Below are 20655 nucleotides of genomic sequence, written 5' to 3'. Positions count from 1 at the left end.
AGCGCTTCGGGCCGACGGCGATGGTCTACCAGGTGGCCTCGGAGGAGGCGGTCGAACTCGCCGACACCACGGCGGCGCCGCCTGTCGGGCCGCTGCCGGGTCCGGCCCCCGCCGGGTCCGGCAGCTGCCGGTCCGGCCGCTGCCGGTCCGGCGGCGGCCGCGGTCAGCCGGTGAGGTTCAGACCGGGGTCTCGCTCCAGCAGGCGGAGCGCCTCGGCACCGAGGCGCTCCGCGCTGCCGGGTGCGAACGCCGCCTGTGCGCCGTAGTAGAAGTGCGCCTGCTCCACCTCGTATCCGCCGGCGGCGTACTCGTCGCTGGTGGGGAAGTACCCTGGGCAGCCGTCGGCATACCCGAACACCACAAGGGGTTCTGGGGCCGCGGCCCGCATAGCCAGCGCGGTGGCCGCGAACGGTTCGCCGGGCAGGGCGACCAACCGGACGCCGGACCAGTCGAGCACGCTCACCCGGGCGGTCCAGCCGCTGCCGTCCAGGCGTTCGAGACCCACCTCGGCCGACCGTGCACCGACGGGCCCGTCGACCGGCCTGGTCTCGGCGTCAAGGGCCGCTTGCGCGATCGCCGTGCCGGCGCGTTCGCACGCGGCGTAGGTGCGGGTGTCACTCGCCTGGAGCGTGGACGAGCCGGCGGAGTGGCCGGTGTTGACGTCGCCGCAGCAGCCGGTGAGGAAGACAGCCACGGCACCAGGATGGGCAAGTTCGAGTTGACGGCGCACGACCCCGGGATAGTCGGCCGTCCACAACGTGTTGTCCGCGCCGAGTACGACGGGATGGCAGGCGTACGCGGTGACGACCGTGACCGTCGCGCCGGCCTCGTCCGCCCACACCAGCACGGGCAGAGCAGGATCAGTCGGCCCGCCGGGACGTCGCCGGTTGCGGGCAACGCCCGGGTCCGCGCCGATGCCGAACCGCAGCCGGGCCGGACGGGCGCCGCGGAGCGCCGTGCGTACGGCGTCGACGCAGGCGTCCTCCAGCAGGCGGAGGTGCCCGGGGTCGACCGGACCGCCCAGCCGGCCGGGAACCACCGCAGGGCCGCCGTGGGTGTGGGTGGCGGCGACGACCACCTCGGTGAGGACGGGGAGGTCGGCGAGGTTGGGGATCTCGCCGCCGAGCAGGCGTTCGCGGACCCGGCGGCAGGTGTCCTCGTGCAGGCCGCAGGCGTCCACCGTGACCACCGCGGTGCCGCCGACGGTCACCGTGCGGACGGTCAGCGGGTCGTGCGTCCCGGTCGCAGGGGAGGTGCGTGCGAGGAAGCCGGACATCGCCAGCCCGGCCGGCGGGGTGACGTCCACCGTCGCCGCGCCGACCAGGCTCACCCCGCCGAGCCGGCTCACCCCACCACCGGCGTTCCGGCGACCGTGACGCTGTCCACTGTCAAGGTCGGGTTGCCCGGGCTCCAGTGGAACGTCACCAGGTCCGCGGGCGCACCCGCTTCCAGCCGGCCGCGCCCACCCACGAACCGTCCCGGCGAACTCGTCGCCAGCGCCAGTGCCTCGGCGAGGGAGAACCGCCCGAGGTTCGCCACGTGTGCCACGCCGTCGGTGACCGGCCGCGCCGCGCCGGCGAGGTAGGGTGTGCCGACGTGGGAGAGCCGCCCGTCAGCGGACAGTTCCACCGCCCCGCCTACGGGCGTCTGGTAGACCCCGGGCGGAGAGCCGGCGAGGGTGGTGGCGTCCGACACCAGGACCGACCGGGCCGGGCCCTTGGCGGCGAGCATGGCGACCAGCGTGTCGGCCGGCAGGTGGTGCCCGTCGGCGATGAAGCCGGCGGTGAGCCGGTCGTCGGCGAGTTGCGCCCACACGTAGTTGGGATGGCGGGGGAGCACCGCGTGCGCACCGTTGCCGAGGTGCGTCGACAGACTCGCGCCGGCGTCGGCGGCCGCGTGGATCTGCTCGGGGGTGGCGCTGGTGTGGCCGATCGACACCCGCACCCCGCGGTCGACGAGCGCGCGAACGTACGACGGACTGCCGTCGAAGTGCGGCGACATGGTGACCATGCCCACCAGGCCCTCGCCCGCCTCCTGCCAGCGGTCGAACTCCGCGACGTCCGGCGGGCGGATCTGCTCGGCGTCGTGCACGCCGCGCGGCCCGTCCTCCGGTGAGAGGTGCGGGCCCTCCACGTGGACGTACGGAACGGCGTGCCGCACCATCGGGTCGCTCGCACGCGCCTCCGCCACCCTGCGCAGGCAGGTGAGGATGTGGTCCTCCGAGGCGGTGACGATGGTCGGCACCACCGTGGTGACCCCGACCTTCCACAGCGCCCGCACCATCGCGCCGATCGTGTCCGGTCCGGCCTCTGCGGCGTTCACGTCGAAGCCGGCGAAGCCGTTGACCTGCAGGTCGACCAGGCCAGGAGCCAACCAGGGTTGGGATCCGTCCTCGTTGCCGGTGTCGGCGTTGTCGACGTGGACCTGCGTGATCCGTCCGTCCGCCACCTCGACGGTGCACCACCGGCCGGTTGCCGGGTCGCGGCCGGCGATCTCGAAGGTGCGACGCGGGTTCTCCGGACCCGCCCCGGGTTCAGTCGAGCGCACCGGCGGAGTCCTGGTCGAGGTAGAGGACGCAGGAGGGGTGCGTACGCAACGCCGTCGCCGGGCAGGCCTCGCCGATCGGGTCGTTCAGCGTGCGCCGGACGGCCTCCGCCTTGGCCCTTCCCGGCACGACACAGAACAGGTGGTCGGCCTGCAGCAACCGGGGCACCGTCAGGGTGAGCGCTCGCGGTGGAACGTCGTCGAAGGTGGGGAAGCAGCCGTCGTCAACCTGTTGTTGGCGGCAGGTGTCGTCGAGCTCGACCACCTTCACCGCCTCCGGGTCGGCGAAGTCGGCGACCGGTGGGTCGTTGAACGCGATGTGCCCGTTGACGCCGATGCCCAGGCACACCAGGTCGATCGGCTCGGCCGCCAGCAGGTCGGCGTACTCCCGCGCCCGCCGGCCGGGGTCGCCGTCGGTGCGCATCAGGTGCACCTCCTTGAACGGCACCCGGTCGAAGATCGCCTGGCGAAGCCACTGCCCGAACCGCTGCGGCGCCTCCTGCGGCAGGCCGATGTAGTCGTCCATCTGGAACGCGGTCACCCGCGTCCAGTCGATGCCCACCTCCGCCACGAGCGCGTCCAGGGTCTCCTGCTGGCTCGGGGCCGCGGCGAACACCATCCGCACCGAGTTCTGGTAGCTCAGGCGCTCGCGCAGCTGCGCGGCGATGTCGGCCGCCGCCGCGTAGCCGAGACTCGCTCGGTCGGGAAAGACGCGGACGATCGGTTCGGTCACTGGTGTTTCCTCTCGACGTCGTTGGGTGTTCGATGGCCGGCGTCGCCGGTCGCGGCGAGGAGTTCGGCCTGGAGCAGCAGCGCGCGGGCGATGTGGAACGGGTCCTTCACCGGCAGGGCGACCGTGCGGTTCAGTGGTGCGCCGTCGCGCGAACGAATCTGCACCCACTCCCTCCCACGACCCGCCGGGAACGTGCCGTAGGTGTAGCTTCGCAGCCGCTCGTGCCATCCTGAGAGTTCGGGTGCATACGCCGGAAACCGCCCGGCCAGCAGCCGCGTCGCGTACAACGCCTCGGCGTGTGGCCACCACAGCTTGGTGTCCCAGGTCTCGCGGACCAGCACCTCGTAGGGGTCGTCGAGCGTCCGGCCGCGGGGCGGGCCGCCATCAAGGTCGACGTAGCGGAGCAGTCCGCCGTGCTCGTCGTCCCAGCCGATCCGCAAGGCGTGCAGGGCGGCCTCCGGAATCCACGCCCGGTCGCCGTCCGCGCCGAACGCGCCGCCACCGAGCGCCGCCTGCACGCCCGGCACGCTGTCCGCCGCGTGCACCAGGAACCACAGACATTCCAGGGCGTGCCCTGGTGTACGGTGCCGGGCCAGCAGGGTGTCGTCGCGGCCCGGGACGCGGGGGACCAGCTCCCGAAGGTCGTGGCCCGCGCGCAGTTCGCGCGCGATCATGGCCGCCGCCTCGGCGGCGATGGCGGCGGCCGGGCCGTCGTTGGTGTGGCTGCCGGTTGCCCGGTGGACCTCCGTCGCCGTGCCCACGCAGATCATCGGCAACGACAGCGCCGCGAAGTCCCGGTGGATCGGGTACGGGTCCGTGCGCGCCTGCCCGCCCCGGACCCTTGCCGCGGCGGACTCGAGCAGTGTCAACGCCAGCTTGCCCGCCTCGGCGGCCTCAGCGGCGTCGTCGGCGTCGGCGGCCTCGCAGGTCGGGCCGACCCGTGCCCAGGCGGCCAGGCCGAGTGCGACGAAACAGTCGGCGAAGACGCTGGTGTGCAGTCCGGCCCCGGGAGTGGGCTCGTGCGGGGTTCCGGCGGCATCGGTGACGTACGCCGTGGTCGCGTCCGGCAGCACCGCGTGCCTACGAACGAAGGCCGCGCTCTGCCCGGCGAGTGCACGCAGGTCCGCGGCGTCAAGCACGTCTTGCCCGGTGAGCACGCCGCGTTCGAGTGCGTCGGCGGCGCTTGCCAGCAACCAGATCCAGCGTCCCTGGGACCAGGTGTACTTGTCGGTGGACAGCAGGTGCTCACCGGAGTTGTCCCAGCAGGTGAAGACGCCGCCACGGATGCGGTCCGGCGCGTTCCGCAGCCACCAGGCCAGCACGTCGTGCACCAGATGGTCGACGACTCCGGCGTACTCACCGGACTCCGCCGCGCCTGTGCTGTCGGGACCGTCGAAACCGGTCGTCGCAGGTGTCTCAGGTGTCTCAGGCACGCGAGGTCACCTCGCGCGTCTCCTCCGCCGGACAGGGGTCCTCCTGCGACATGGCCGCGACCAGTGCTGCGCTGTCGGGGGTCCCCATGTCACTCCTCCGCACCGGGCATGGATGACCGACAAGTCTTTCGTGCAAGCGGTTGCGCGTCAATCACGGATCGGGCAGGTGCCCTTGCCGATATCGGAAACCTGGCGGCGTTGTTCGTCCGGGCATGGTGTGCAACCGTTTGCAGGCATGGCGGAGAACGCGCACCCTCCGATCGGTGTCCCGGGCGTCGGTGTCGCGGGCGGTCGTGTCCCGGGCGTCGGTGTCGCGGTCGTCGGCGCCGGCGTGATGGGCGCCGCCCACGCGGCGGTGGTGGCCGCCGACCCGCGCGCGAGGCTGGTCGGGGTGGCCAGCGTTCCCGACACGGCCGCACGTGAGGTCGCCCGCCGCCACGGCGCGGAAGTGGCCACCGACGACTACCGCACGCTGCTTCGGCGTACCGACGTCGACCTGGTGATCGTGGCCACCCCGGACCACCTGCACACGCCGATCGCGGTCGAGGCCGCGCTGGCCGGCAAGGCGATCCTGGTGGAGAAGCCGCTGGCCACCAGCCTGGCGGACGCCGACAAGGTGATCGCAGCCGTCGAGCGGTCCGGCGTCACGGCGATGACGTCGTTCAACCACCGCTGGATCCCGAGCTACGCGCAGGCGAAGGCCGCGATCGAGGCGGGCCGGATCGGCCGGCCGCGGATGGCGTACGCACGCAAGAACGACCGGATCCACGTGCCCACGCAGATGCTGTCCTGGGCGGCCGACACCACGCCCGCGTGGTTCCTGTCCAGCCACGACATCGACCTGGTGTGCTGGTTCTTCGGCGAGGACCGCGCGGTCGAGGTGTACGCCACGGCTGTCCGGGGAGTGCTCGACGGGCAGGGTGTGCGCACCCCGGACGCCATCCAGGCGCAGGTGCGGTTCGCATCCGGAGCGGTGGCGACGTTCGAGTCCTGCTGGATCTACCCCGACACCTACCCGACGATGACGGACTCGTTCGTCGAGGTGGTCGGCGAGCACGGCGTAGTGCACCTGGACCGCAAGGACGACCAGCTCGAGGTGGCCACGCCGTCGGAGTTCGAGTACCCACGCATCTCGATCATGCCGGTGCTGCACGGGGTGCCGGCGGGCGCGCTCGCCTACGCCGTCGGGCACATGATCGGCTGCGTCGCCGACGGGGGACCACCGTTGGTGAGCCTCGCGGAGAGCCGGCGGGTGACCGCGATCCTGGCAGCAGTGCACGAGTCCGTCTCCGGTGGCGGGCCGGTCGCGGTCGCGAGCTGAGCCGGGCTTCGCTCGCCCGACCAACGGCGAGCAACAGGCCAGCGCCGGATCGCCTACGTCAACGGCCCGGGGACGTCGTGGCGCACCAGCAAAGGCGCCGCGTCGACGCCGGCCGCGTCGACGCCGGCCGCGCGCGGCGACCGCGACCACCGCGCCGCCACACCACCAGGCGGTAGCCCGGGACAGTGCTCGGTGGGCCGGGTCAGTGCTCGGTGGGCCGGGTCAGTGCTCGGTGGGCCGGGTCAGCTCCACCGGGAGTTCCTTCGCGGCGGAACGGTCCAGCAGCCACAGGGTGCGCTGCCGGCCGCGTACGCCCGCCGCGGGGATCTGCACCGGTCCGGCCCCGCCGAGGGCGAGGCGTACCGCCCCGGCCTTCTCCTCACCGGACACCAGGAACCACACCTCGCGGGCGGCGTTGAGCGCGGGGAACGTCAGCGACAACCTGGTCGGCGGCGGCTTCGGCGCACCGTGCACCGCGACCACCGAATCCTCCTCCTCGTGCACCGCGGGATGCTCGGGGAAGAGCGACGCGACGTGCCCGTCCGGCCCCACGCCGAGCATGAGGACGTCGAACCGCGGGACCGGCCCGTGGTCCTCCGGCCGGGCCGCCGCGCGGAGTTCTTCGGCGTACCGGCGTGCCGCGTCCTCGGGGCGGTCGCCCTCGGCTCCGTCCGCGGCCGGCATCGGGTGGACCCGGTCCGCGGGGATGGGCACGTGGTCGAGCAGTGCTGCCCGCGCACCGGTCTCGTTGCGTTCGGGGTCGCCCTCCGGTACGAAGCGTTCGTCGCCCCACCAAACGTCAAGGCGCGACCAGTCGATGGCGTCCCTGGCCGGTGCGGCGGCGAGCGCGGCGAGGACGGCGGTGCCGATACCGCCGCCGGTCAGGACCACGTGTGCGGTGCGCCCACCGGCCTGGCCGTCGACCACCCGGGTCACCAGACGGGCAGCGACGGCCTGGGCCAGGAGGTCCTTGTGGGCGTGGACTACCACCTCGGGCGCACCCATCAGGCGCCGTCCGAGTCGGTACGGCGGCGCGCCGACCGGCCGGCGCTCCTCGGGGCGGACGCCCGCTCGGCAGCGGCCTTCCGGCCGGGTGCCTTCTTCGCCGCCTTCTCGGCGGGGGCCTTCTTCGCGGCTGCTTCCTTCGCCGGCGCCTTCTTTGCTCCGGCCTTCTTTGCGGGCGCCTGCTTGGCCGTGGTGTCTTCGGCAGGGGCCTTCTTCGCCGCCTTCTTGGCCACCTTCCGGTCGGACGCCAGCGCATCCTCGGCAGGCGATCGGTCGGCAGCCGACTTCGTCGCCGGGCGGGCCGCCGCATCGGATCCCGCCGCTCCGTCACCGTCGGAGCCGCCCGCGGGACGCTCGTCGGCGGACGTACGCGCGGGTCCGTTGGCCGAGCCCTTGCGGTTGGCCTGGGCCCGGTCGAGGAGTTCGGAGACGGTCTCGGCGTACACGTCGTCGGGGTCGAGGCGGCGCAGCTCCTCGGCCAGCAGCTCGAAGGTGTCCCGCCGCTTCAGGGCCACGTGGCGTTCGGGCTGACCGGGAACGGTGTAACGCGCCAGCCGCCCGTCGGGCCGGGTGATGGCGACGTCGCCCGCGTCGGTGTGAAGCACGGCCGCGGTGATGCCCGGCCCCCGGCTGGACTTCACCTTGGTGGGCACCCGCAGCCGTCGGCACAGCCACGCCGCCAGCAGGTCGGCACTGGCGTTGCCGCGCTCGGCCTCGACGGTCGCACCGGTCACCCGGCTGTGCGGCTGGTCCAGGGCGGCGGCCAGCAGCGCCCGCCACGGTGTGACCCGGGTCCACGACAGGTCGGTGTCGCCGGGCTGGTAGCTGCCGCACTGGGAGATCAGCGTCTCCAGTGACCGGCGCGAGGCTGCCGCGTCGGTCACCCGGCGCTGGGCCAACCGGCCCACCGCGTCCTGCGAGGGCACCTCGGGCGCCTTGTTCGGCCACCACACCACGACCGGCGACTCCGGCAGCAGCAGGGGCATCACGACCGACTCGGCGTGCCGGGCGAGGTCGCCGTACAGGCGGAGCAGGACGCTCTCACCGGGCCCGGCCTCACCGCCGACCCGGACCTCGGCGTCCAGCCGGGCCGCGCCGCGACCGCCGCGAGGGATGACGCCGAGGATGCGGGACGGGTGCTCCTTCGCCGCCTCCAGCGCCGCCCTGAGCGCGTCGTAGTGGCTGCTCTCGTCGGCGACGACCACCAGCGTGAGAACCATGCCCATCGCCGGGCTGCCCGAGCTGGCGCGCGCCCTGACCAGCGCGGAAGCGATCTTGCTCGCGGTGGTGTCGGACAGGTCGATGATCACGGACGCCTCCAGGCCCGGCCGTCGCGGGCCAACATCTCGTCGGCGGACGCCGGCCCCCAGGTGCCGGCGGGGTACTGCTCGGGCTTGGTGTGCTCGGCCCAGTAGTTGACGATCGGGTCGAGGATCCGCCAGGACAGCTCCACCTCCTCGTGCTGCGGGAAGAGGGGGGAGTCACCGAGCAGCACGTCGAGGATCAGTCGTTCGTACGCCTCCGGCGAGGACTCGGTGAACGCACCGCCATAGGCGAAGTCCATCGTCACGTCGCGGATCTCCATCTGGCTGCCCGGCACCTTCGAGCCGAACCGCAGGGTGATCCCCTCGTCGGGCTGGATCCGCATCACCAGGGTGTTGTTGCCCAGCTCCTCGGTCGCGGTGGATGCGAACGGCAGGTGCGGGGCCTTCTTGAACACCACGGCCACCTCGGTGACCCGGCGGGCGAGCCGCTTGCCGGTGCGCAGGTAGATCGGGACGCCCGCCCACCGCCGGTTGTCGATGTCCAGCTTGACCGCGGCGTAGGTCTCGGTCCGGGAGTCCGGCGGGATGCCCTCCTCCTGGAGGTATCCGCGTACCTTGATCCCACCGGCCCAGCCCTCGGAGTACTGCCCGTGCGCGGTGTGCAGGTCGAGCCGGCGGGGCAGCTGGATCGCGGCCAGGACCTTCTGCTTCTCCAGCCGCAGGCTCTGCGCGTCGAAGCTCACCGGCTCCTCCATGGCGGTCAGCGCCACGAGCTGGAGCAGGTGGTTCTGGATGACGTCGCGGGCCGCGCCGATGCCGTCGTAGTAGCCTGCCCGGCCGCCGATGCCGACGTCCTCGGCCATGGTGATCTGCAGGTGGTCGACGTAGTTGGAGTTCCAGACCGGTTCGAACAGCTGGTTGGCGAAGCGCAGCGCCAGGATGTTCTGGACGGTCTCCTTGCCGAGGTAGTGGTCGATGCGGAAGACCTGCTCGGGGGAGAAGACCTCCGAGACGATGGCGTTCAGCTCGCGTGCGCTGGCCAGATCGTGCCCGAACGGCTTCTCCACCACGACCCGGCGCCAGTGGTCCTCGCTCTGCTCGGCCAGGCCGTGCTTCTTCAGCTGGCGCACGGTCACCGGGAACAGCTTCGGCGGCACCGAGAGGTAGAAGACGTGGTTGCCGTTGGTGCCGCGTTCGCGGTCGAGGTCGTCGATGGTGGCGCGCAGCCGCTCGAACGACGGGTCGTCGTCGAGCTCGCCGGGCACGAATCGGAAGCCTTCCGACAGCTGCTTCCAGACCTCTTCACGGAACGGCGTACGGGCGTACTCCTTGACCGCGTCGTGCACGACGCGTTCGAAGTCCTCGTGCGCCCAGTCGCGCCGGGCGAAGCCCACCAGGGCGAACCCCGGCGGGAGCAACCCGCGGTTGGCGAGGTCGTAGACGGCCGGCATCAGCTTCTTGCGGGCCAGGTCGCCGGTGACACCGAAGATCACCAGGCCGCACGGGCCGGCGATGCGCGGCAGCCGGCGGTCCTGCGGGTCGCGCAGTGGGTTGGTCTCTGCCGCCGACACCGCCGCCATCGGCCAGTGCAGGGGCTCGGTGTCGGCCGACACCCCCACGACGTTGGAGCCGGCGCCCCGCTGGGAGCCGGCTTCGGTGGTTCCTCCTGCGTCGGTCATGTGCGCACCTTTCCGGCTGCGTCCAGCAGCTGGGCGAGACCGGCCTTCCGGTCGGTCAGGTGGAATCGCAGCGTGGGGAATCCCTTGTCCCGCAGGATGCCGAGGTCGCCGACGGCCTGGGCGTAGATGAGCTGCCCGAAGGTGTACGGCCGGCCGGGGACCTCGAGGTCGTCGGTGACGGCCCCGGTGATCTCCACGAATGCACCGTTGGGATGCCCGCCCTTGTGATACTGCCCGGTCGAGTGCAGGTACCTCGGCCCGAAGCCGAAGGTCACCTGGAACGGGACCGAGGCGGCGAGGGCGGGACGCAGCCGGGCGGCGTCCGCGTCGGCGTCCCGGTCGAGGTAGGCCAGCAGCGCGAGGTAGCCACGCTCGGGTACCGCCTCGACGATGGCGCTGAGGGCCTGCTCGACCGAGCTCGCACCGGCCAGCAGCTTCTCGTCGCCGTAGACCTCGACCGCACCGTCGGCGAAGGCGGGGGAGGGGGCGGACTCCTGCGAGGGCGGCTGGTCCAGCAGCGAGCGGGCGGCCTTCTTGGCCTCCTCGACGTTGGGCTGGTCGAAGGGGTTGATCCCGATCAACCGGCCGGCGACCGCCACCGCCGTCTCCCACACCTGGAACAACGCGCCGAGCGAGCCGTCGGTCACGACCAGGCCGGGCACGGTCTGCTCGGGGGTGCCGATCGCCACCGGGGTGACGTCGGGTCCCGGGTTCGCCCAGCCGGGCGTGGCGTCGGAGGTGCCGCCGACGTCGACCGGCAGCAGGCCCCGGCCGAGCTTCCCCGTCGACTCGGCGATGAGCTGCTCGGCCCACGCGCCGAACCCGGTGACGGAGGTGGTTCCCTCGCCCAGCACGACCTTGTCCCGACCGGCCTGGTGCCCGGCGCCCAGAGCGGCGCCCAGGGCCAGGGCGGGGTTGTCGGCGCTGTCCTGCGCCAGCGCCGGGAGCACCGCCTCGGCCTGGTCGAGCAACTCCGCGACGTCGGCCCCGGCCAGCCCCGCCGGGACCAGCCCGAACGCGGTCAGTGCGCTGTAGCGGCCGCCGACGTTCGGGTCGGCGAGGAACACCTTGCGATAGCCCTCACGCGCGGCCAGCTCGGCGAACGGCGAGCCCGGGTCGGTGACCACGACGATCCGGCTGGGGCCGTCGATGCCGGCGTCGGCGAACGCCTTGAGGTAGGCCCGCCGGTGGCTGTCGGTCTCCACGGTCGACCCGGACTTGCTCGACACCACCAGGACGGTGCGGTCGAGATCCTGCCCGATCGCCCGCGCGATGACAGACGGATCGGTCGAGTCGAGCACTGTCAACGGCACGTTGGCGGTGGTCGTGATCACCTCCGGTGCCAGCGAGGAGCCGCCCATGCCGGACAGGACGATGTGGTCCAGACCCTCCTGGCGCAGCTGCGCCTGCAGCGCCTCGATCTCGGCCAGCAGCGGCCGGGACGTACGCGGGAGGTCGACCCAGCCCAGCCGGATCGATGCCTCCGGCTCCGCGTCCGGGCCCCACAGCGTGGCGTCCTTCGCGGCGAGCTTGGAGGCCACCTGGTCCTTGACCAGTCGGCTGACCGCGTCATCCTCGGGCCGGGTGACCTCGACGGTGAGCCCTTCGGCGCTCACTTCTTGTTTCCCCCCTCGAGTGCGGTGCGTACGGTGTCGAGGAGTTCCTTCCAGCTGGCCGCGAACTTCTCCACGCCCTCGACCTCGAGCTGCTCGACCACCTCGTCGTAGCTGATGCCGAGCTTCTCCAGACCGGCGATCAGCTGACGGGCCTCGTCGTAGCGGCCGCGCACGGTGTCCCCCCGTACTTCGCCGTGGTCGGCGAACGCGTTCAGCGTGGCCTCGGGCATGGTGTTGACCACGCCGTCGGTGACCAGTTCGGTGACGTAGATCGTGTCCGGCAGGTTGGGGTCCTTGGTGGAGGTGGAGGCCCACAGCGGGCGCTGCGGCTTGGCGCCGGCGGCCGCCAGCGCCTTCCACCGGTCGGAGGAGAACACCTCTTCGTACGCCTCGAACGCCAGCCGCGCGTTGGCGATGGCCGCCTTGCCCTTCAGGGCCTTGGCCTCGTCGGTGCCGATCTTGTCCAGGCGCTTGTCGTACTCGGTGTCGACCCGGCTGACGAAGAAGGACGCGACGCTGCCGATGCGGCTCAGGTCGAGGCCCTTATCCTTGGCCTTCTCCAGCCCGGTCATGAACGCGTCCATCACGTCCCGGTAGCGCTGGAGGGCGAAGATCAGCGTGACGTTGACGCTGATGCCCTCGGCGAGCGCGGCGGTGATCGCGGACAGCCCTTCGCGGGTGGCCGGGATCTTGATGAAGAGGTTGGGCCGGTCGACAAGCCACCACAGGGCTCGTGCCTCGGCCACGGTCTTCAGGGTGTCCTTGGCCAGGCGCGGGTCGACCTCCAGCGACACCCGGCCGTCGACGCCGTCGGTGCGGTCGTAGACCGGGCGCAGGACGTCGCAGGCCCAGCGGATGTCGTACGTCGTGATCGCGCGCACGGCCTCCTCGAGGTCGACGCCCCGGGCGGCGAGATCGCGGTTCTGTTCGGCGTAGTCGTCGGCCTTCCCAACCGCCTTGGCGAAGATCGTCGGGTTGCTGGTCACTCCGACGACGTGCTTGTCGGCGACGAGTTCGGCGAGGTTGCCGGTGGAGAGGCGGCCACGCGAGACGTCGTCGATCCAGACGGCCACGCCCGCGTCGGACAGTGCGGCAAGTCGGTCGTTCATCGAGTCTCCTTAGCTGTGTGGGTGTCGGGGCTCAGCCGCGTACCGCCTCCAGGCTCTCCCTGGCGGCTTGCGCCACCGTGCCCGCCGTAAATCCGAACTCCTCGAACAGGGTCTGGTAATCCGCCGAGGCCCCGAAGTGTTCGATCGAGACGATCCGGCCGGCGTCACCGGCGAAGCGGTACCACGGCTGGGCGATGCCGGCCTCGACGCACACCCTGGCCCGCACGGTCGGCGGGAGGACGGTGTCGCGGTAGGACTTGTCCTGCGCGTCGAACCACTCCACGCACGGCATCGAGACGACCCGGGCCGCGACGCCCTCCTCGGCGAGCTGCTCGCGGGCGGCCACCGCCATCTGCAGCTCGGAGCCGGTCGCGATCAGGATCACGTCGGGCACCGCGTCACCCGGTGCGTCGACGAGGACGTAGCCGCCGCGGCCGACCTCGCTCGCCGGCGCGAAGCCGCTGCCCTCCGAACGGTCGAAGGTCGGGAGATTCTGCCGGGACAGCGCGAACCCCTTGGGCCTGTCGGGCCGGGAGAGGGCGAACTTCCACGCCGCCGCCGTCTCGTTGGCGTCACCGGGCCGGATGATCTCCAGTCCCGGAATCGCCCGCAGCGAGGCGAGGTGCTCGATCGGCTGGTGGGTCGGCCCGTCCTCGCCCAGGCCGATCGAGTCGTGCGTCCAGACGTAGAGGACCGGCAGCTGCATCAGCGCCGCCAGCCGCACCGAGGGGCGCATGTAGTCGCTGAACACCAGGAACGTCGCGCCGTAGGGCCGGGTCCCGCCGTGCAGGGCGATGCCGTTGAGGATCGCGCCCATGCCGTGCTCGCGGATGCCGAAGTGCAGCACCCGGCCGTACCAGTCGCCGGCGAACTCCTTGGTGGAGTACTCCGGTGGGATGAACGACGGCTCGCCGACGGGCGTGGTGTTGTTGGATTCCGCGAGATCGGCCGAGCCGCCCCACAGCTCCGGCAGCACCGGGGCGAGCGCGGAGATCACCGCACCGGACGCCTTGCGGGTGGCGACGGCCTTGCCCGCCTCGAACGTCGGGATCCGGTCGGTCCAGCCCTCGGGCAGCCGGCGCTCCCGCATCCGGTCCAGCAACCGGGCGCGCTCGGGGTTCTCGGTCCGCCAGGCGGAGAAGGCGCCGGTCCAGTCCCGGTGCGCCTGGCCGCCGCGCTCGCGCACCTTGCGTACGTGCTCGAGGACCTCGTCCTCCACCACGAACGTCTCGTCCGGGTCGAAGCCCAGGATGCGCTTGGTCGCGGCCACCTCGTCGGCGCCGAGTGCGGCACCGTGCGCCTTGCCGGTGTTCTGGGCGTGCGGTGCGGGCCAGGCGATGATGGTGCGCAGGACGATCAGCGACGGACGGTCGGTCTCGGCGATCGCCTTCTCGTAGGCGTCGTACAGCGCCTGGACGTCCTCGACGTACTCCTCGGAGCGCTTCCACTCCACGGTCTGCACGTGCCAGCCGTAGGCCTCGTAGCGCTCGGCGACGTTCTCCGACAGGGCGATCGTGGTGTCGTCCTCGATGGAGATCTTGTTCTCGTCGTACAACGCGACGAGGTTGCCGAGCTTCTGGTGACCGGCCAGCGCGCTGACCTCGTGGCTGATGCCCTCCTCGATGTCACCGTCACTGACGATCGTGTAGATCCGGTGGTCGAACGGGCTCTGACCGGCCGGGGCGTCCGGGTCGAGCAGGCCGCGCTCGCGGCGGGCGGCCATGGCCATGCCGACGGCGTTGCCCAGCCCCTGTCCGAGCGGACCGGTCGTCGTCTCCACTCCTGGGGTGTGCCCGTGCTCGGGGTGACCAGGGGTGCGGCTGCCCCACTTGCGGAAGTGCTTGAGGTCTTCCAGATCGAGCAGGCCGGCGAAGAAGAGCTGGATGTACAGCGTGAGACTGGTGTGGCCGGCGGAGAGCACGAACCGGTCGCGGGCGATCCAGTCGGGGTCGGCGGGGTCGTAGCGCATCAGCCGCTGGAAGAGGAGGTACGCCGCGGGCGCCAGGCTCATCGCGGTGCCGGGGTGGCCGTTGCCGGATTTCTCGACCGCATCCATGGCGAGCGCGCGGATGGTGTCCACGGCCCGCTTGTCCAGGTCGGTCCAGTCGAGGGGGGCAGGTGCGTCGCTGGAAGTCATACGGCTGATCGACTCCTGTCAGAGGATGCGGAAGCCATCATTTGCGAGCCTACCCACGTGCGGATCTGCTCGCGCGGCGGTGCCGTCCACCGCGAGGCCCGGAAATGACCCTGGATCACTGTGCGCGGTGCGGCGCAGTGGTGTGGCTTACCCCGCGCAGGACGACGGAACCGTTTCGCCCCCGCGATTGTGTCCGGACTGTATGGGTATGGGGGTCCGGCCGCACGCCACCGTAAGCCCGGGGAAGGCCCTCCGGGGAACGGCTCCTAGACTTGCGGCGATCGTGCGGCCGGACCGTCCGGCCGATTTGTACTCCGGTGACGAGGTGTTCGTGGCGGCAGTCGACTCCGGCCCCATCGCTTCCGGCCCCACCACCTCGGGGTCGCGCACCTCGGGCCACCGCACCGCCGGGCCGGACGCGGGACACGGACGCACCGCCCCGCCCGGCCGGGCGCACTGGCGGGACGTCGTGGCGGCGTACGTCGCCCTCACCAAGCCCCGCATCATCGAGCTCCTCCTCGTCACCACCGTGCCGGTGATGTTCCTCGCCCAGCGAGGCGTCCCGTCGCTCGGGCTGGTGCTCGCCACGATGGTCGGCGGCATCGCCGCCGCCGGCAGCGCCAACACCCTGAACTGCGTACTCGACCGCGACATCGACGAGCGGATGCGCCGCACCCGCCGCCGGCCCCTGCCCCGGCACGCGGTGGGCCCGCGCAATGCCGCGGTCTTCGGCATCGCGCTCGGCCTGGTGGCGACACTGTGGCTGGGCTTCGTCGTCAACTGGCTGTCGGCCGGGCTCGCACTGGCCGCGAACGCTTTCTACATCCTCGTATACACGCTGGTGCTGAAGCGCCGTACGTCACAGAACATCGTGTGGGGCGGCATCGCGGGCTGCTTCCCGGTGGTGATCGGGTGGACGGCGGTGCGCGGGTCCCTCGACTGGGCGCCGCTGGCGCTGGTGCTGGTGGTGTTCTTCTGGACGCCGCCGCACACGTGGACGCTGGCGATGCGCTACCGCGAGGACTACGCCGAGGCCGGTGTGCCGATGCTGCCGGTGGTCGCCACCGAGCGCGCCGTCGCCTGGCAGGTGGTGGCCTACTCCGCCGCGACCGTGCTGGCCTCCCTGGCCCTGTGGCCGATCGCGCCGACCGGCTGGCTGTATCCCGTCGCCGCGGCCGTGCTGGGCGCCGTCGTCATGGTGGAGGCGTTCGCGCTGGTACGCCGGGTCGCGCGCGGCCAGACCGGCCCGGCGCTGCGGCCGATGCGCTTCTTCCACTGGTCCAACCTCTACCTCGCGCTGTTGTTCGTGGCGGTCGCGCTGGACCCGCTGGTGACGCGCTGAGCCGTCGGTCCCCGCGGGCCTGACCGTTGCCGAACACTCCTCCGTACGGGCGTCCCGGCCGCATAGGCTGGAGCCCGGTCGTCGCGCGCCGGGTGCGACGACGCGGTAAACGGGCAGTGAGGGGTGCACCGCACAGATGGCTGGTACGGCAGAGCACGGTCCACGCGACGATTTCCACGACGGTCTCCAGAACGCTCCGCTGAACAGTTCGCACATCACTCCCCAGGGCAACCGGCGCGACGACGTCGAGGCCGCCCTCGACCTGGACGGCCTGCCGTCCCGCCACCTCGACTGGCCCGACTGCCGCAACGCGCGCGACCTCGGCGGGCTGCCGACCACCGACGGCCGGGCGATCCGGCACCGCGCGCTGATCCGCACCGACAGTCCGCACCGCCTCACCGAGCAGGGTGTCGCCGCCGTGCACGCGTACGGCGTGAGCCGGGTCATCGACCTGCGCCGGCACGCCGAGTGCGAGCGTGCGCCGAGCCCGTTCCTGGGCACCCCGCTGCACTGTCACGTGCCTGTCCAGAACCCCGCCGACCCCGACCACGAGTGGCTCACCCTCGCCGAGATCTACATCGCGATGCTCGACCTGCGGCCGCGGCTGTTCGCGACCGCCGTGGCCGCGATCGCCGACGCCCCGCCCGGTGGTGTCGTGGTGCACTGCGCCGGCGGCAAGGACCGCACCGGGATGGTGGTGGCCATGGCGCTGCATCTCGCCGGAGTGGAGACGGCCACCATCGCCGCCGACTATGCCCTGACCGAGGGCCGGCTGGTGGAGGAGAACGCCGCCGCCCTCGCGGCCATCAGCGACCCGCGGGTGCGCGAGATCATGCGCGGGCTCCAGCCGACGCCGCCGGAGGTCATGCGGACCACGCTGGAGCACCTGGACAGCAAGTACGGAGGTGTCGCGAACTACCTCGAGCGCGGCGGATTCGGGCCGGACCGGGCGCAGGGGCTGCGGGACCGCCTGGTCGGCTGAGGTGCGGCCTGCGTTCGGCAGGTGCCCGTAGGGTCAGCGGGCGGCGCGCTCCTCGTATGCGCACCGGGTCGCGGGATCGCCGCAGCACTGCTGCAGCCCGGCCAGGGGGTGGTGCTCGACCGGCGTTCCCCGGCGTACGGTCGCCCACGCGACCAGCCCTCCGGCCGCGCACACCACCGCCGCGATCACCATCGCCCGGACATAGCCCGGCCCGAGCGGGCCGCCGCCCATACTCACGCCCGCGACCGGCGGCAGGATGGCCACCGCCAGCAGCCCGGCGGTACGCGCCACCGCGTTGTTGACGCCGGACGCCGTGCCCACCCGGGCCTCCGGCACCGACGCGAGCACGGTCGAGGTCAGCGGCGCCACGGTGATGGACAGGCCCAGTCCGAACACCACCACCGAGGGCAGCACCACCGTCCAGTACGACGTACCCGGCACGATCCTGGCCATCAGCGCCAGGCCGGCGGCGGCGACCAGCGGCCCGATCGTCATCGGCAGCCGGGGTCCGATGCGTTGCGCGAGGTCGCCGATCCTGGGGGAGAGCAGCAGCATCAGCACCGTCAACGGCAGGTTGACAACGCCCGCGGCCAGCGCGGAGTAGCCGAGGGACTGCTGCAGCTGCAGCGCCAGCAGGAACAACGCGCCGCCCAGCGCGGCGTACACCGCGAGCGTGGTGAGGTTCGCGCCGGTGAACTGGCGGGAACCGAAGATGTCCAGGGGGAGCAGCGGATCCGGTGAGCGCCGCTCCACCAGCGGGAACCCGACCAGACCCGCGACGCCGATGACCACCGCGACGACGGTCGCGGGTGTCCAGCCGTGGGCGGGCACCTCGATCAGTGCGTACATCAGGCCGGCGAGCCCCGCGGTGACGCAGACCGTTCCGAGCACGTCGAGCCGGTGGGACGTGGCCGCGGCCCGGCTTTCCGGCACGTGGCGTACGGTCAGCGCCAGCGCGACCGCGGCGATCGGGAGGTTGATCAGGAAGACCCACCGCCAGGACGCGGCGACCACCAGCCAGCCGCCGACGAACGGGCCGACCGCCGCGGCGACGCCGGTGAGTCCGGCCCAGGCGCCGACCGCCCGGCCCCGGTCCTCCGAGCGGATCGAGGCGTCGATCAGGGACAGGCTGCCGGGAACGAGCAGGGCGCCGCCGACGCCTTGGGCGAGCCGGGCGGCCACGAGCACCGGCCCGCTGGGCGCCAGCCCGCAGGCCAGCGAGGCCAGCGTGAACAGGACCAGACCGAGCGTGAACACCCGCCGCCGGCCGTACCGGTCGCCGAGGACCCCGCCGAGCAACAGCAGCGCACTGAGGGTGAGCAGGTAGCCGTCCAGTACCCACTGCTGGACCAGCAGTCCGCCGCCGAGAGAACGCCCGATGGCGGGCAGGGCGATGGTGACCACCGTCCCGTCCAGCAGGGCCATGCCGGAGCCGAGGATCGCGGCGGTCAGCACCCACCGCCCGGTGGGGGAGGCGAGGGACACCCGGTGACCGTCCGTGTTGCCGCCGGAGCCGGCGGAGCCGGCGCCGGACGCGGTGCTGCTCATGGTGACCGAGCCTACGGAACCCGATTGTGGCCAGGACGGGCCATCTGGGTATGATTCCTCTGCGACGGCGTCCGCCGTCTCTCCTGTGGGCGAGCCGCCCGCATGGTCGCCCTCCGAGCGTTGTTCCGTTTCCGCCTGCCAGGCCCTTCTCGCGTGCCGGCCGGGCGTCGCGCGCACCGCGGACCGGAAGTCGCGGCCGCAGCCATTTCACGGAGCTGTCCTTCTTCATGCCCCAGTACTCCGAGGCGGAATACTCCCGCCGCGTTCGTCGTACCACCTCTGACTTCAGCAGTGCCGCTCGTACCTCCGGTTCCGGCCGTTCCGCGGGCTCCTCCCGTTCCTCCGGTATCTCCGGCGCCAACGGTCCGCGCCGTCGCGGTGACGCAGCGCCCGCGGGCCGTTCCCGGGGCCGGGTCACCCGCCCGCAGCGCGGTGGTAGGCCCACTTCCGCCCCCTCGCAGGACGGACTTGCCGCGTACGAGCGCGAGCTGGATGCCGCTCTGGACGCGGCCTCCGTCGCCGAGTCCGCCGACCTGCCCGCGAGCTTCGCCGAGACCGGCCTGCCCGAGCGGCTGGTCGAGGCGCTCTCCCGGCGGGGGATCGACCGGCCGTTCGCCATCCAGGCCAGAACGTTGCCCGACACCCTCGCCGGGCGCGATGTGCTGGGTCGCGCCCAGACCGGCTCCGGCAAGACGCTGGCGTTCGGCCTGCCGATGCTCGCCCGGCTGAGCGCCGGGGTCGACACGCGTCGCCCGGGCACGCCCCGCGGGCTGGTCCTGGTGCCCACCCGCGAGCTCGCCCAGCAGGTCGCCGACGTCCTGACCCCGCTCGCCCGGCGGCTCAACGCCTCGCTCACCACCGTCTACGGCGGCGCTTCCATGCGGCGCCAGGTGATGGCGCTGCGCGGCGGCGTCGACATCGTGGTCGCCACTCCTGGCCGGCTGATCGACCTGATCGAGCAGGGCGAGTGCTCGCTCGGCGAGGTCGAGGTCACCGTGCTGGACGAGGCGGACTACATGGCCGACCTCGGGTTCCTGCCCGCGGTCACCAAGCTGCTGGACATGACGCCCGCCGGTGGGCAGCGGATGCTGTTCTCGGCCACGCTGGACCGGGGCGTCAGCCGGCTGGTCCGTACGTACCTCACCGACCCGGCCGTGCACGCCGTCGCTCCGGCCGCGGCACCGGTGGAGTCGGTCGAGCACCGGGTTTTCACCCTGCGACCGGACGACAAGGTTGCCGTTGCCGCGGAGATCGCGGCCCGCCCGGGCCGGACGCTGTTCTTCGTCCGCACCAAGCACGGTGCCGACCGGCTGGCCCGCCAGCTCGGTCACGCGGGCGTCGAGGCGGCGGCCATCCACGGCAACCTCAAGCAGGGAGCGCGGCGACGTGCCCTTGCCGGGTTCGCCTCCGGCGCGCCCCGCGTGCTCATCGCCACCGACGTGGCCGCCCGCGGCATCCACGTCGACGACGTGGATCTCGTGGTGCACTACGACCCGTCGGCGGACCACAAGGACTACCTCCACCGGTCCGGCCGTACGGCCCGCGCCGGCGCGTCCGGCATGGTCATCTCGCTGGTCCAGCCCGACCAGCGGCGCGACGTCGCCAAGCTGCACAAGCTGGCGAAGGTCACCCCCAACGCGGTCGACGTCGAGCCCGGGCACGAGGCCGTCCGGGACGTCGCCGCCTCGGGTACGCCGATCGTGGTGACCCGGCCCGCGCCGGTCGAGCCGTCCGGTGCCCGGGGCGGGCACGGCCGCGGCGGGCGAGGCGGTTCCGGCGGACGCCGGCCGCGTCGTCCCGGTGCCGGCCGCCCCGGCCGCACGGACCACGGTGGCCGCCGAGGCGAGGGGCGTACCAGCCGCGCCTCCTGACGGACGGCCTGACGGGCAGACAAGTACGAGGACCCGCGGTGGCACCTGGCCACCGCGGGTCCTCGTGGTT

Annotated in this window: 15 protein-coding genes; 4 read left to right on the top strand and 11 right to left on the bottom strand. The window is 72.5% G+C overall.

Translation table 11 applies throughout. From position 1 onward, the window contains the following. Positions 1-163 precede the first annotated feature (163 nt). From BLU27_RS24785 to BLU27_RS24770, 4 genes are read right to left on the bottom strand one after another with little or no spacing between them, the layout of a single operon-like run. Positions 164-1348, bottom strand: a complete 1185-nt coding sequence (locus BLU27_RS24785) for an alkaline ceramidase (RefSeq protein ID WP_197681567.1) — start codon at positions 1346-1348, stop codon at positions 164-166. After that, complete coding sequence (locus tag BLU27_RS24780; protein WP_092656024.1) at positions 1345-2547, bottom strand: N-acetylglucosamine-6-phosphate deacetylase; 1203 nt, start codon at positions 2545-2547, stop codon at positions 1345-1347. Before BLU27_RS24780 ends, BLU27_RS24785 begins: the two co-directional genes overlap by 4 nt. After that, positions 2534-3277, bottom strand: coding sequence for a glucosamine-6-phosphate deaminase (locus tag BLU27_RS24775; RefSeq protein ID WP_092656023.1), 744 nt, complete (start codon positions 3275-3277; stop codon positions 2534-2536). Before BLU27_RS24775 ends, BLU27_RS24780 begins: the two co-directional genes overlap by 14 nt. Continuing rightward, positions 3274-4710, bottom strand: coding sequence for an AGE family epimerase/isomerase (locus tag BLU27_RS24770; protein WP_092656022.1), 1437 nt, complete (start codon positions 4708-4710; stop codon positions 3274-3276). The genes BLU27_RS24775 and BLU27_RS24770 overlap by 4 nt, the downstream gene beginning before the upstream one ends. Positions 4711-4945: 235 nt before the next feature. Here BLU27_RS24770 and BLU27_RS24765 point away from each other — a divergent pair, with 235 nt between their 5' ends. After that, positions 4946-6031: a Gfo/Idh/MocA family protein gene (locus BLU27_RS24765; protein WP_092656021.1), complete on the top strand. Its 1086-nt coding sequence runs from the start codon at positions 4946-4948 to the stop codon at positions 6029-6031. Between the two features lie 222 nt (positions 6032-6253). On the opposite strand, the gene pgl is transcribed toward BLU27_RS24765, so the two are convergent. The 6 genes from pgl to tkt all read right to left on the bottom strand — a co-directional run bounded on the left by pgl (position 6254) and on the right by tkt (position 14842). Beyond that, positions 6254-7036, bottom strand: a complete 783-nt coding sequence (gene pgl, locus BLU27_RS24760) for a 6-phosphogluconolactonase (RefSeq protein ID WP_092656020.1) — start codon at positions 7034-7036, stop codon at positions 6254-6256. Further along, on the bottom strand, positions 7036-8346 hold the full coding sequence (locus tag BLU27_RS24755; RefSeq protein ID WP_092656019.1) for a glucose-6-phosphate dehydrogenase assembly protein OpcA: 1311 nt from the start codon (positions 8344-8346) through the stop codon (positions 7036-7038). The genes pgl and BLU27_RS24755 overlap by 1 nt, the downstream gene beginning before the upstream one ends. Further along, a complete protein-coding gene (gene zwf / locus BLU27_RS24750) occupies positions 8343-9881 on the bottom strand; it encodes a glucose-6-phosphate dehydrogenase (RefSeq protein ID WP_092658227.1) in 1539 nt (512 codons plus the stop codon). Before zwf ends, BLU27_RS24755 begins: the two co-directional genes overlap by 4 nt. A gap of 95 nt (positions 9882-9976) precedes the next feature. After that, positions 9977-11596 (bottom strand): glucose-6-phosphate isomerase, encoded by a 1620-nt coding sequence (locus BLU27_RS24745; RefSeq protein ID WP_092656018.1) that lies wholly within the window; start codon positions 11594-11596, stop codon positions 9977-9979. Beyond that, the gene (tal, locus tag BLU27_RS24740) at positions 11593-12705 is read right to left on the bottom strand and encodes a transaldolase (protein ID WP_092656017.1); all 1113 of its coding nucleotides are present in this window, start codon (positions 12703-12705) and stop codon (positions 11593-11595) included. The genes BLU27_RS24745 and tal overlap by 4 nt, the downstream gene beginning before the upstream one ends. Positions 12706-12736: 31 nt before the next feature. Beyond that, on the bottom strand, positions 12737-14842 hold the full coding sequence (gene tkt / locus BLU27_RS24735; protein WP_092656016.1) for a transketolase: 2106 nt from the start codon (positions 14840-14842) through the stop codon (positions 12737-12739). A gap of 283 nt (positions 14843-15125) precedes the next feature. On the opposite strand from tkt, the gene BLU27_RS24730 reads away from it, so the two are divergent. Further along, the gene (locus BLU27_RS24730) at positions 15126-16184 is read left to right on the top strand and encodes a heme o synthase (RefSeq protein WP_241827619.1); all 1059 of its coding nucleotides are present in this window, start codon (positions 15126-15128) and stop codon (positions 16182-16184) included. 136 nt (positions 16185-16320) lie between these two features. Then, positions 16321-17166, top strand: a complete 846-nt coding sequence (locus tag BLU27_RS24725) for a tyrosine-protein phosphatase (RefSeq protein WP_092656015.1) — start codon at positions 16321-16323, stop codon at positions 17164-17166. 33 nt (positions 17167-17199) lie between these two features. Here BLU27_RS24725 and BLU27_RS24720 read toward each other — a convergent pair whose 3' ends face one another. Further along, on the bottom strand, positions 17200-18714 hold the full coding sequence (locus BLU27_RS24720) for an MFS transporter (protein ID WP_092656014.1): 1515 nt from the start codon (positions 18712-18714) through the stop codon (positions 17200-17202). A gap of 227 nt (positions 18715-18941) precedes the next feature. Here BLU27_RS24720 and BLU27_RS24715 point away from each other — a divergent pair, with 227 nt between their 5' ends. Beyond that, positions 18942-20585, top strand: coding sequence for a DEAD/DEAH box helicase (locus BLU27_RS24715; RefSeq protein ID WP_092656013.1), 1644 nt, complete (start codon positions 18942-18944; stop codon positions 20583-20585). Positions 20586-20655 lie beyond the last annotated feature (70 nt).

Source organism: Actinopolymorpha singaporensis, from assembly GCF_900104745.1.
GTDB classification, from domain to species: domain Bacteria; phylum Actinomycetota; class Actinomycetes; order Propionibacteriales; family Actinopolymorphaceae; genus Actinopolymorpha; species Actinopolymorpha singaporensis.
Note: the sequence above shows the minus strand (reverse complement) of the source record. Positions and strands in the feature narration are given on the sequence as shown.